Source organism: Streptomyces sp. MNU76 (assembly GCF_020982545.1).
GTDB lineage: Bacteria > Actinomycetota > Actinomycetes > Streptomycetales > Streptomycetaceae > Streptomyces.
The window spans coordinates 526,175-538,194 of the sequence record NZ_JAJKLK010000024.1 but is presented as its reverse complement, the minus strand read 5'-3'; the positions used below and the strand labels follow the sequence as shown (position 1 = coordinate 538,194).

At 73.2% G+C, this 12,020-nt stretch carries 8 protein-coding genes; 3 read left to right on the top strand and 5 right to left on the bottom strand.

Annotated features, from left to right (window positions below):
- Positions 1-142: 142 nt before the first annotated feature.
- A complete protein-coding gene (locus E4N62_RS40655; protein ID WP_230222839.1) occupies positions 143-925 on the bottom strand; it encodes a cobalt-precorrin-6A reductase in 783 nt (260 codons plus the stop codon).
- Positions 926-943: 18 nt separating this feature from the next.
- Between E4N62_RS40655 and E4N62_RS40650 the strand changes: the two genes are divergently transcribed.
- Entirely contained in the window at positions 944-2,095 is a 1,152-nt protein-coding gene (locus E4N62_RS40650) for a cobalt-precorrin-5B (C(1))-methyltransferase (RefSeq protein WP_230222837.1), read from the top strand.
- A 186-nt stretch (positions 2,096-2,281) separates the two neighbouring features.
- Here the strand turns inward: E4N62_RS40650 and cobM are convergent, their stop codons facing one another.
- From cobM to E4N62_RS40630, 4 genes are all read right to left on the bottom strand, one after another.
- A complete protein-coding gene (gene cobM, locus E4N62_RS40645) occupies positions 2,282-3,031 on the bottom strand; it encodes a precorrin-4 C(11)-methyltransferase (protein WP_230222835.1) in 750 nt (249 codons plus the stop codon).
- Positions 3,028-4,323: a precorrin-6y C5,15-methyltransferase (decarboxylating) subunit CbiE gene (cbiE, locus tag E4N62_RS40640; protein WP_230222833.1), complete on the bottom strand. Its 1,296-nt coding sequence runs from the start codon at positions 4,321-4,323 to the stop codon at positions 3,028-3,030. Before cbiE ends, cobM begins: the two co-directional genes overlap by 4 nt.
- Before the next feature lie 122 nt (positions 4,324-4,445).
- A complete protein-coding gene (locus E4N62_RS40635; protein ID WP_230222831.1) occupies positions 4,446-6,527 on the bottom strand; it encodes a SpoIIE family protein phosphatase in 2,082 nt (693 codons plus the stop codon).
- Positions 6,528-6,860: 333 nt separating this feature from the next.
- On the bottom strand, positions 6,861-8,654 hold the full coding sequence (locus E4N62_RS40630) for a VanW family protein (protein ID WP_230222829.1): 1,794 nt from the start codon (positions 8,652-8,654) through the stop codon (positions 6,861-6,863).
- Positions 8,655-9,045: 391 nt separating this feature from the next.
- Between E4N62_RS40630 and E4N62_RS40625 the strand changes: the two genes are divergently transcribed.
- Together E4N62_RS40625 and E4N62_RS40620 are read left to right on the top strand one after the other, a co-directional pair.
- Positions 9,046-10,461, top strand: a complete 1,416-nt coding sequence (locus E4N62_RS40625) for a family 2B encapsulin nanocompartment shell protein (protein ID WP_230222826.1) — start codon at positions 9,046-9,048, stop codon at positions 10,459-10,461.
- A 221-nt stretch (positions 10,462-10,682) separates the two neighbouring features.
- Entirely contained in the window at positions 10,683-12,005 is a 1,323-nt protein-coding gene (locus E4N62_RS40620; protein ID WP_230222824.1) for a family 2 encapsulin nanocompartment cargo protein terpene cyclase, read from the top strand.
- The last annotated feature ends 15 nt before the right edge of the window (positions 12,006-12,020 follow it).

Sequence of the window (12,020 nt, the reverse complement as noted above, 5' to 3'; positions counted from 1 at the left end):
CGGGGCGCTGCCTCGGACGGCGGTGGCCGGATGGGCCGGCGCGGAGACACACGCATGTCCGCGGGTGCCCGGGCCGAAGGGCACTGGGCGCCCGCCGGTCCTGGAGTCGCCGCACGGTGACGCGTGTGCCGACCCGGCGGGGTCAGCGGCCGTCGGGGCGCTCTTCGGCCCGCCCGGCTCGGCGGGCGTCGAGGAGCCCCCGGACCCAATGCGCCGCCGTCTCCGGGTCCGGCACCACGGGCACGTCCTCCGGCACGGGCGGTCGGCGCACCACGACCACGGGCAGCCCCGCCTCCCTCGCGGCCGTGAGCTTCGGCGCGGTCGCCGCTCCCCCGCTGCCCTTCGTGACCACGACATCGACGTGGTGGCGGCCGAGCAGGTCCCGCTCCCCCGCGAGGGTGAACGGGCCCCGGTCGAGCAGCACCTCCATCCGGGCCGGGTGCGGGGCCTCGGGCGCGTCCACGGACCGTACGAGGAACCACAGGTCGTCCAGGTCGGCGAACGCGGCCAGGCCCATGCGCCCGGTGGTGAGGAACACCCGCCGCCCGAGCGTGGGCAGCAGCCGCGCGGCCTCCGCCAGCGAGCCGACGTCGTGCCAGTCGTCGCCGGCGGTCGGCACCCAGCCGGGCCGGCGCAGCGCGAGCAGGGGAACATGGGTCATGGCGGCCGCCCGTGCCGCGTGGAAACTCATGGTCCCGGCGAAAGGATGCGTGGCGTCGATGAACGCGTCCACCCCGTGCTCGCGCAGCCAGGCGGCCAGCCCCTCGGCCCCGCCGAAGCCGCCGACGCGGACCTCTCCCGGGGGCAGCCGGGGGCTGGCGACGCGTCCGGCGAGGGAGCTGGTCAGCCGGACGCCCGGGGTGGCGTGCAGCAGTTCGGCCAGGCGGCGGGCCTCCGTGGTCCCGCCGAGTATCAGTACGTGCATGGGAGTCCGGGTCCGTTCATGAGCGGTGACGAAGTACGGGATGCCGGTGGGACCGGCGACGGGGCGCGGGGCGGTCGCGCGGCCCAACTCAAGCACACCGGTCTGCGGCACGGCTGGACGACCGGTGCCTGTGCGACGGCGGCCACGACGGCCGCGTACACCGCGCTGCTGACCGGCGACTTCCCGGACCCGGTGACCATCACCCTGCCGAAGGGCCAGACCCCGGCGTTCGCGCTCGCGGCCGAGGAGCTGACCGGCGACAGTGCGATGGCGGGGATCGTGAAGGACGCGGGCGACGACCCGGACGTCACGCACGGCGCGCTGGTCCGGGCCACGGTGCGTCCGCTGCCCGCCGGGTCCGGGGTGGTCTTCCGGGCGGGCCCCGGGGTCGGCACGATCACCCGTCCGGGTCTGCCCCTGCCCGTCGGGGAACCGGCCGTGAACCCGGTGCCCCGGCAGATGATGCGGGACCACGTCGCCGAGGTCGCGGCCCGGCACGGGGGCACCGGCGATGTCGAGATCACGGTCTCCGTGGACAACGGCGAGGAGATCGCCCGGTCCACCTGGAACCCCCGTCTCGGCATCCTCGGCGGCCTGTCCATCCTCGGTACCACCGGGATCGTCGTGCCGTACTCCTGCTCGGCGTGGATCGACTCCATCCGGCGGGGCGTGGACGTGGCGCGGGCCGCCGGGCGCAGGCATGTCGCCGGGTGCACGGGGTCCACGTCGGAGCGGACGGTCGTCGCCGAGTACGCGCTGCCGGAGGACGCGCTGCTGGACATGGGCGACTTCGCGGGGGCGGTCCTGAAGTACGTGCGCCGTCACCCGGTGGACCGGCTGACCATCTGCGGCGGGTTCGCCAAGCTCTCCAAGCTCGCCGCCGGGCATCTCGATCTGCACTCCGCCCGCTCCCAGGTCGACAAGGGGTTCCTCGCGGACCTCGCGCGGCGGGGCGGCGCGGACGAGGCGCTGGCCGCGGAGGTGGCCGGGGCCAACACCGGGCTGGCCGCGCTGCAGTTGTGCGCGGCGGCCGGGGTACCGCTGGGCGACCTGGTCGCGACGGCGGCGCGTGAGGAGGCGCTGTCCGTCCTGCGGGGGGCGCCGGTCGCGGTCGACGTCATCTGCGTCGACCGCGCAGGGACGGTCGTGGGGCGTAGTGGGGTGCGCTGAGGGAAGGGCGCGTTGTCGGCTGCGGGCCCGGTGGGGCTTCCCGCGCAGTTCCCCGCGCCCCTGAAAGATCAGGCCCTGCGGGCCTGAAAAGGCTGGGGCGCAGCCCCGGCTTTCAGGGGCGCGGGGAACTGCGCGAGGAGCCCACCGGAGCCGCAGCCGACAACGCGCCCCTCCCGCCCCACACCCTCAGCACTCATGCCGATCCCGCCCCGGCGAGTACAGGTGGCTGTCCCGGAACTGCGAAGCCCCCAGCGTCCGCCCGACCATGATCACAGCCGTGCGCAGCACACCCGCCTCCTTCACCCGCCCGGCGATCTCGTCCAACGTGCCCCGGATGATCACCTCTTCAGGCCGCGAGGCATACGCGACGACCGCCGCGGGACAGTCCGCGCCGTAGTGCGGCAACAGCTCCTCGACGACACGGTCCACGTACCGTGCGGCCAGGTGCAGCACGATCAGCGCCCCGCTGCGCCCGAGCGTGGCGAGGTCCTCGCCGTCCGGCATGGCCGTGGCACGCTGCGCGATCCGCGTGAGGATGACGGTCTGACCGACCGTCGGCACGGTCAGCTCGCGCTTCAGGGAGGCCGCCGCCGCGGCGAACGCGGGGACCCCCGGCACCACCTCGTACGGCACACCGGCCGCGTCCAGCCGCCGCATCTGCTCGGCGACCGCGCTGAACACGGAGGGGTCCCCGGAGTGCAGCCGCGCCACGTCGTGGCCCTCCTCGTGCGCACTGACCAGTTCGGCGGTGATCTGGTCGAGGTCGAGCCGGGCGGTGTCCACGAGCCGCGCGTCCGGCGGGCATTCGGCCAGCAGTTCACGGGGGACGAGGCTGCCGGCGTACAGACAGACCTGGCAGGCGGCCAGCCGGCGCGCGCCGCGGACCGTGATCAGGTCGGCGGCCCCAGGGCCGGCGCCGATGAAGTACACGGTCATCTGTCTGCCTCCGAAGCGGTGTGGACGGTGTCGCGGGGATCGAGGGGGGCGAAGGGTTTGCGTGCCGCCCACTGGGTCACCGGCATGGCCTGCCGCCACCCGGTGAAACCGCCGACGGGCACGGCCTGCGCCACCGCGAGCCGTACCAACTCCCCGCCGTGGCGGCGGTGGGCCTCGGCGAGCAACGCCTCGGACTCCAGGGTCACGGTGTTGGCGACCAGCCGTCCCCCGGTGGGCAGCGCGGCCCAGCAGGCGTCGAGGAGGCCGGGCGCGGTCAGGCCGCCGCCGATGAACACTGCGTCCGGCGGCGGCAGTTCGGCCAGCGAGGCGGGCGCGGCACCGGTGACGACCCGCAGCGCGGGCACGCCGAGCCGGTCGGCGTTGCGGGTGATGCGTGCGGCCCGTACGGGGTCGCGTTCGACGGTGACGGCCCGGCAGGAGGGGTGGGTGCGCATCCACTCGATCGCTATCGAGCCGGATCCGCCGCCGACGTCCCAGAGCAGTTCACCGGGGGCCGGGGCGAGCGCGGCCAGTGTGGCGGCGCGCACATACCGTTTGGTGAGCTGTCCGTCGTGCTCGTACGCCTCGTCCGGCAGCCCGGGGACGGCGCCGAGCCGGAGGCCGTCGGGGCTCTGACGGCATTCGACGGCGACGAGGTTGAGGGGGTCGCCGGGTGGGTGCGCGCGTACCGCCCAGTCGTCGGCGGTGCTCACCTCGCCCGTCCGTTCCTTCTCTCCGCCGAGCTGCTCCAGGACGCGTATCCGGCTGGGGCCGAAGCCGCGGTCCCGCAGCAGGGCGGCGACCTCGGCGGGCGTCCCGGCGTCCGCGCTCAGCACCAGCAGCCGGCGTCCGTCGTGCAGGGCGGCGGCGAGCCGGGCCGTGGGCCGTCCGACGAGCGTGACGACCTCGACGTCCTCCAGGGGCCAGCCGAGGCGGGCCGCCGCGTACGAGACGGAGGAGGGGTGCGGAAGGACGCGCAGTCGGTCACCGGCCTCCTCGGCGAGGGCGCGGCCGATGCCGTAGAACATGGGGTCCCCGCTGGCCAGGACGGCGATGCGGCGGCCGGTGTGTGCGGCGAGCAGGGCGGGGACGGCGGGACGCAGGGGCGAGGGCCAGGCGATCCGCTCGCCCGCGCACTCCGGGGGCAGCAGGTCGAGCTGGCGTGGACCCCCGATCAGGACCTCGGCGTCGCGCAGGGCGGCCCGGGAGGCGTCGGGGATGCCTCGCCAGCCGTCGGCGCCGAGCCCGACGACGGTGACGGCGTACGGCGGTCCTGGTCGTGCGGGGGTCACTGCGGGGTACCTCGACGGTTCGTGGGCGGCTCTCGGGGACGACAGAGGCGCACTCTACTGGGCGGTGACCTGCGCGCCTGTGCCCGGGGGTTCGTCGGATGCGCCCCGTGGGGCCGGGCTCCTCACGTGACCGGAGGGCACGGGCCCCCGCGGCGGGCGAGGAGCAGTGCCACGTCGTCGTTGCGCTCGCGGTCCAGGGCGCCGAGGAGCATGTCGCAGGTCTGCTCCAGGGGGAGTCCGGCGTCGTCCAGCAGTCCGAGCAGACGCTGCAGCCCTGCCCCGACGGGCGTCACGCGGCTCTCCACCAGACCGTCCGTGAACAGGACGAGCAACGCCCCCTCGGCGAGCTCCCGCTCCTCGACGGTGAACGGCACACCGCCGACTCCGAGCGGCACCCCGCCGGCGACGTCGAGGAGCTCGGCTCTCCCTTCCGGGTCGACCAGGACCGGCGGCAGGTGGCCGGCGCGGGAGAGTTCACACCGCCCCTGCCGGGGGTCGCAGACGACGTAGAGGCAGGTGGCCAGGGTGTCGGGGTCGCCGAGGGAGGTGGCGAGGCCGTCGAGGTGGTGCAGCAGCTCGGCCGGCGGCAGGTCGAGCCGGGCGAGAGCGCGGGTGGCCGTACGGAGCTGGCCCATGATCGCCGCCGCGTGCACACCCTTGCCCATCACGTCGCCGACGACGAGGCCCACCTTGCCGTCCTTGAGCGGCAGCACGTCGAACCAGTCCCCGCCCACCTCACTGACGGCGGGCACATAGCGGGAGGCGACCTCGATGCCGCCGTGCTGCGGCGGCTCCTGGGACAGCAGGCTGCGCTGGAGGGTGAGCGCGATGTCGCGTTCGCGTCCGTACAGGCGCGCGTTGTCGATGCCGATGGCGGCGCGCGTGGCCAGCTCGGTGGCGAGGGTGAGGTCCTGGTCGTCGAAGGGCCGGGGCTCGGCGGTGCGGTACAGGCTGAGCGTGCCCAGGACCTCGCCGCGCGCCATCAGCGGGGCCACCAGACAGGAGTGGACACCGGCTCGCCGCAACGCCTGCGCCGCGTCCTCGTCCCGGGCGATGCGCCGGATCGCCGCGTCGTCCACGCGCTCCAGCAGGATCGGCCGCGCCTCGCGCACGCACTGGGTGACCAGCCGGGAAGGGCCGTAGTGAGCGGGCTCCCCGACCGGGTCCGGGGCCTCGGCCGCGTCGGTGGGGCGGTTCGCCCTGAGGGCGAGCGCCCGGAAGTCGAGGGAACCGTCCGTGGGCGGCGCGGCCGGGCCGCCTGGGTTGACCACGGAGTCCAGTACGTCGACGGTCGCCAGGTCGGCGAGTTGTGGAACGGCCACCTCGGTGAGTTCCTGTGCCGTCCGGCGCAGGTCGAGCGTGGTGCCGATGCGGACGCCGGCGTCGGCGATCACCGCCAGGCGTTCGCGGGCCTTCGCCACCTCGGTCGTCGCCCGCTGCCGCTCGGAGATGTCGATGATCGCCATCGCCAGGCCGAGGACCCGTCCGTTGGCGTCCTGGATGCGGTGGTACGACTCCGAGTAGGCGTGCTCCTCGCCGTCGGCGGCCGTCCGGCCCACCGTCTGCTGGTCCAGCAGCGGCTCGCCGGTGCGCAGGACCCGCCGCATCCGTGACTCGATGGCCTCCACGTCGAGGGCGGGCAGCACCTCGCCGACGCGGCGGCCCAGCACGGCCTTCTCGGGGACGCCGTTGATGCGTTCCAGTGACGGGTTGACCCGCACCCACCGCAGATCGGTGTCGAAGACCGCGATGCCGACGGGCGACTGGCTGACCAGAATGTGGGAGAGGGCCAGTTCCCGCTCCACGTCGCGCACGGTGTCGGCGTCGGTGCCCAGACCGAGGGCGTGGATGTCTCCCCGGGCGTCACGCAGTTGCATGGTGCGGAACTCCACCCGCCGGGTGGAGCCGTCCTTGTGCCGCACCGGGAAGACGCCGGCCCAGCGCGCGCCGGTGCGCACGCGGTCGAACAGGTCGTGTGCCAGGGAACGGTGCTCGGGGTCCACCAGCAGGGCGCCCGCGTCCTGTCCCAGCGCCTCCTCGGCGCTGAAGCCGAGCAGGGACTCGGCTTCGGGGCTCCACAGCACGATCCGGCCGTCACTGCCCAGGACGAGGGCCGCCACCCGCAGCACATCCAGCAGCCCACCCGGCGCGGCGGTGACGAGATCCTGCCCACCGCTCCCGCTCCGGGTCTCTTCCTCAGGCATACCGGGGCTCCTTCCGGCGGCAGCACAGGGTGCGCTCACCCCGTCCGCCGGGCTCCCTGTCAGTCATACCTCCCAGAACGGGAGACCGCACGCCCGCACGGACACGCCGGAACCGTCCCCACGGCAGCCGGGGACCGTGAACCGCCGTCCGCCGCGACCACGGCCGCAGGCCGGCCATGTCGACGGCCACGGACCCTCCGCCGGGGTGGCGCCGGGCAGCGCCTGTTCCGTCGCGGGGAGGGCGGCCGCCGGTCCCCGTTCTCAGGCCGGCCGCCGACCCATCCGCTTTCAGGCCGCCGCGGACGCCCCTGCCGTCGTCAGGGCGGCCCTCGCCTATCGGTTGTCGGGCCGGTCGTCCTCCGGTTTCCTCTCCTGGGTTTCCTTCTTCTGGGCTTCCTTCTTCTCAGGGACTTCGCAGGTGATCTCGTCGCGCGGGGTGTAGTGGGTGCGGAAGGGCTCCCGCATCACCTCTTTGCCGGCGTCGTAGAAGACCCGCTCGACGGTGACGTCGAACCCTTCGAGCGGCGTCTGCGGCACGCACTTCTCGTCGGTGCTGACCTTCTTGGCCGGCGGCTTCACGTCGGTCCGGGGACCCTTCACCGACTTGATCTCGTCGTACTTCCGGGTGCCGAGGAACGTGACGGTCACCGAGGTGTCGGTGGACTCGGCCTGGATGTAGAGGGCCTTGCCGGAGTCGTTGGTGAACCTGAGGTCGAGGCTTCCCCAGGCGACCGTCGCCTCGCGGCCCTCCGGGTAGCGCTCGATGTAGAAGGAGTGGGCGCCGTACTCCACCGGCTCGACCCCCGCGAAGAACATCGCGTTGAACATGGTCGTGGCCACGGCGGAGACACCGCCGCCGGCTGCCTTCCTGAACTGGTCGTCGAGGATCATGACGCCCTCGACGAAGCCGTTGGCCTCGGTGCGCTGCCCCACGGTGCGGTTGAAGCTCCAGGTCTCGTCGGGCCTGACGAGGGAGCCGTTGATGAGTTCGGCGGCCCGGCCGATGTTCTTCGTGCGGTACGGGGCCTTCTCGAAGTTCACGGTGAAGGACGACATCTTCTCCGTCAGGCCCAGCCGCGCCGCGTTCTCCCGGGTCACCTCCGGCTGGATCCGCCGTACGGCCACTTCCCCGGTACGGGCCGCCCCCGTCTCGGTGAGCAGCGGCAGCACCGCGCCGCTCAGTGCCTGGTCGGTGACCTCTGCGCCGGGCCGGGCGTCCTTCGCCACCACGACCCGGTCACCGTCCAGCCCCAGTACGGCGTTCTCCGCCGTGGCGGTGACGCCGGCCAGGGGGCCCGCCACGGGCGGGGCGGAGCGCAGACCCTCGCCGTCGAGCTTCGGGACCAGCTTGCCGGAGTCGTCCGGCCGCATCGTCAGGTACTCGCCCACGACGGCGGGGGCGACCGTGAACCGGCTGCCGCCCGCGGTGAGGGTGACGGGCGCCGACATGGCCGGCCGCGCGAACTCGCGCACCGCCCGCCGCACCTCCGCCGCCTCCACCTTCGGCTCGGTCACACGTGCGGGCAGTGCCGTGGGCGGGGCCGCCGCGCCGACCGGCTCCGCCGCGCCGCGCAGGAACGAGGTCCGCAGGGTGCCGACCGCGTCGTCCACGTCCAGTGCGTAGCCCCGGTGCGGAGCGACCTGCTCGACCCGGCCGTCCTCGAAGGTCACGGCCCCGTCGCGGGCCCGCTGGTCGAGGGTCCCCGCCAGCTTCCCGAGAGCGGCGCGGGCCTTGCTCTCGTCCAGGCGTACGACCGGTTCGATGTCGCCGCCCGAACGGAAGAGGCCGCCGATCAGGCCGAGCGGGTCGTCGGCGGTGCGCGCCGCCCGGTCGACGGTCCGCTCGACGTCGAAGGCGAGCCCGGCCTGCCGGGGGTCGAGGGTCGCGCCCCGGTCGCCGACCTTCACGGGCAGCTGCCGCGAGACGGCCGCCGTGAGACGGGCGTCCAGCTTGCGGATGGCTTCCGTGCGGCTGAGTCCCCCGATGTCCACGCCGCTCACGGTCGTACCCGCCTCGATCTCACCCCCCATGACGAGCAGGCCGACCAGATACAGCCCGCCGACACCGACGGTCAGCGCACCGCCCGCCAGGGCGAGGGGCGGTACGGAGGCTATTCGAGGGCGCATGGGGCGCATGGGTCTCCCGGACCGGGGATCGGAGGGCGGCGGGCCCGACGGCACGCCGCCACGGACGGGGCAAGCACCTCAAGCTACCCATAACGCGTGATCGGATCATATGTCGCAGATCACGCGCACCTTTCCTGGGCTCGGCCCGGGCCACCGGCCCTCCGTCGCGGCGAGGACACATCACGGAGCGATAAACACCCTCGCACTGATTGTCACTGCTTCGAGGTAAGCATCTCGTCCGTCCGGTGGCTGCGGCCGATCCGGGAGCTAGGTTTTTCGCAGGTGAACGGATTCGCCGTGATCCGTCCCGTTCGTTGCCCACCCCTCCCTGTCTCCCGGTCGGCGCACCCGTGTGCGCCGGACGACCCGTCGCGCAAGGAGAAAGCCCCCGATGTCCGTCGACAGCGTCCCGGAATCTCGGACCCCGCCCGACGCGCCGCGGCAGTCCCTGAGCACCGCCGCCGCCCGCAATCTCGCCACCACCACCAAGTCCGCTCCGCAGATGCAGGAGATCACCTCCCGCTGGTTGCTGCGGATGCTGCCCTGGGTGGAGGCCGGAGGCGGCACCTACCGGGTCAACCGACGGCTGCGCCACACCCTCGGCGACGGGCGCGTCGAGTTCGTCCAGGAGGGCGCCGCGATCCGGGTGATCCCCAGGAAACTCGGCGAGCTGGCCCTTCTGCGCGGATTCGACGACACGGACGTCCTCACCGCACTCGCCGACCGCTGCGCACAGCGCGACTTCGCGGCGGGCGAAGTCCTCGCCGAGCGCGGCAGCCCCGCGGACCGGATCCAGCTGATCGCCCACGGCCGGATCAGCCGGACCTCCGAGGGCAAGTACGGCGAAGAGGTCGCCGTCGAGGTGCTCGCAGACGGCGACCACTTCGGCGAGAAGGCGCTGACGGACTCCGATGTCCGCCACGACAGCACGTTCACCGCCGAGACCGCGGGCATCCTCCTCACCCTCTCCCGCGCCGACTTCGCCGCCGTCCAGGACTCCGCGCCCCACCTCCGGGCCCACGTCGACAGGTTCGGCTCCCGCGCGCGACGGCGGCAGAACAAGCACGGTGAGGCCGAGATCGCGATGTCGGCCGGTCACGTCGGCGAGGCGGACCTGCCGGGCACCTTCGTCGACTACGAACTGGAGCCGCGCGAGTACGAACTCTCCGTCGCACAGACGATTTTGCGCATCCACACCCGGGTCGGCGACCTCTACAACCGTCCGATGAACCAGAGCGAGGAGCAACTCAGGCTCACCGTCGAGGCCCTGAGGGAACGTCAGGAACACGAGCTGATCAACAACCGTGAGTTCGGGCTGCTCCACAACGCCGACTTCAGGCAGCGCGTCCAGCCCCGCTCCGGCCCGCCGACGCCGGACGACATGGACAACCTGCTCTGCCGACGGCGCGGCACCAAACTGTTTCTCGCCCACCCCAGGACGATCGCCGCCATCGGGCGCGGCCTGAACGCCTGCGGTCTGCACCCCGACCACGTCGACCTCGGCGGGCAGTCCGTGCCCGCCTGGCGCGGAGTGCCCATCCTGCCCTGCGGCAAGATCCCGATCAGCAGGGAGCAGACGAGCTCCATCATCGCGATGCGCACGGGTGAGAAGAACCAGGGCGTCATCGGCCTGCGGCAGACCGGGTTCCCGGACGAGTACGAAGAGGGCCTCTCCGTGCGGTTCATGGGCATCAACGAACAGGCGATCATCTCCTACCTCGTCAGCACCTACTTCTCCGCCGCGGTGCTGCTGCCCGACGCCCTCGGCGTGCTGGAGAACGTGCAGATCGCGGCCGGGCCACGCTGAGTCCGGTTCCACGCCGGTCCACCCCGTCCGCGGTTCCACGCCCGCCCCGCCGCGTCCGGCCGCCGTACGCCCCCATACGCCCGCACGCCCATACGCCCATCACCCGCATGCCCTCGCGCCCATACGCCCGTAAGTCGGACACCCACCCCACCGCAGCAGGGCCGCCGATGCCCGACTCCGGGCCCTCGGATCATCACCCCTGAGCAGCGGTACCCACAGCTGTGCCGGACGCCCCCGCCCAGTGGTCACGGACCCTCCGGTCGCGCCCACCCTCCGGCTTTCTGGCATCACTGCATCCGCCGGTCACGCTTCCCTCCCCGCCACCGCCGACGCCAGTGTCTCCGCCCTCCCCGGCTCCGGCGCCCGCCGGCGCCGTACCGGAGGTGCCCGCCAAGACGGCGGCCGACACGACGGTGCCCCACACGACGGTGGCCGACCCCGGCTCCGCCCTCCGGGCGGTCCTACGGGGGCCGACCGGGCCGGGCACGGCCTCGCTCGCCGTGGCCGGACGGTACGGCCCGCCACTACCGCATCCGCAGCCCCCGGCACCCGCTCCGTCCGCCGAGGGGCGAGCGGTCCCCGGCCTCTACCACCACCCCGTCCCGGAGCCCGATCCCGCACGCGTCGAGGAGGTGAGCCGCCGGATCAAGCGCTGGGCCGAGGACGAGGTCCAGCTCTATCCCGAGGAGTGGGAGGGGCAGTTCGACGGTTTCTCCGTCGGCCGTTACATGGTCGGCTGCCACCCGGACGCCCCCACCGTCGACCACCTGATGCTCGCCACGCGGCTGATGGTCGCGGAGAACGCGGTGGACGACTGCTACTGCGAGGACCACGGCGGGTCGCCCGTCGGTCTCGGCGGGCGCCTCCTCCTCGCGCACACCGCGCTCGACCACTTCCACACCACCGCGGAGTACGCGCCGGCGTGGCAGGAATCCCTCGCCTCGGACGCCCCACGCCGGGCGTACGACAGCGCGATGGACTACTTCGTCCGCGCTGCCACGCCCTCCCAGGCCGACCGCTACCGGCACGACATGGCCCGGCTGCACATGGGCTACCTCGCCGAGGCCGCCTGGGCGCAGACCGGTCACGTTCCGGAGGTGTGGGAGTACCTGGCGATGCGCCAGTTCAACAACTTCCGCCCCTGCCCGACGATCACCGACTCCGTCGGCGGCTACGAACTGCCCGCGGACCTGCACGCCCGGCCGGACGTGCAACGGGTCATCGCCCTGGCCGGCAACGCGACCACCATCGTCAACGACCTCTACTCGTACACCAAGGAACTCGACAGCCCGGGCCATCACCTGAACCTGCCGGTGGTGCTGGCGGAACGCGAGCGGCTCTCCGAGCGAGACGCCTATCTGAAGGCCGTCGAGGTCCACAACGAACTCCAGCACGCCTTCGAGGCCGCCGCGGCGGACCTCGCGCAGGCCTGCCCCGTGCCGACCGTGCTGCGTTTCCTCAAAGGCGTGGCCGCCTGGGTCGACGGAAACCACGACTGGCACCGCACCAATACCTACCGCTACAGCCTGCCCGATTTCTGGTAATGAGAAGAACGGATA

Coding starts and splice junctions, on each gene's coding strand:
- cobM (WP_230222835.1), bottom strand. CDS start 3,031: ATGACCGTGTACTTCATCGGCGCCGGCCCTGGGGCCGCCGACCTGATC.
- E4N62_RS40650 (WP_230222837.1), top strand. CDS start 944: ATGAGCGGTGACGAAGTACGGGATGCCGGTGGGACCGGCGACGGGGCG.
- E4N62_RS40655 (WP_230222839.1), bottom strand. CDS start 925: ATGCACGTACTGATACTCGGCGGGACCACGGAGGCCCGCCGCCTGGCC.
- E4N62_RS40635 (WP_230222831.1), bottom strand. CDS start 6,527: ATGCCTGAGGAAGAGACCCGGAGCGGGAGCGGTGGGCAGGATCTCGTC.
- E4N62_RS40630 (WP_230222829.1), bottom strand. CDS start 8,654: ATGCGCCCTCGAATAGCCTCCGTACCGCCCCTCGCCCTGGCGGGCGGT.
- E4N62_RS40625 (WP_230222826.1), top strand. CDS start 9,046: ATGTCCGTCGACAGCGTCCCGGAATCTCGGACCCCGCCCGACGCGCCG.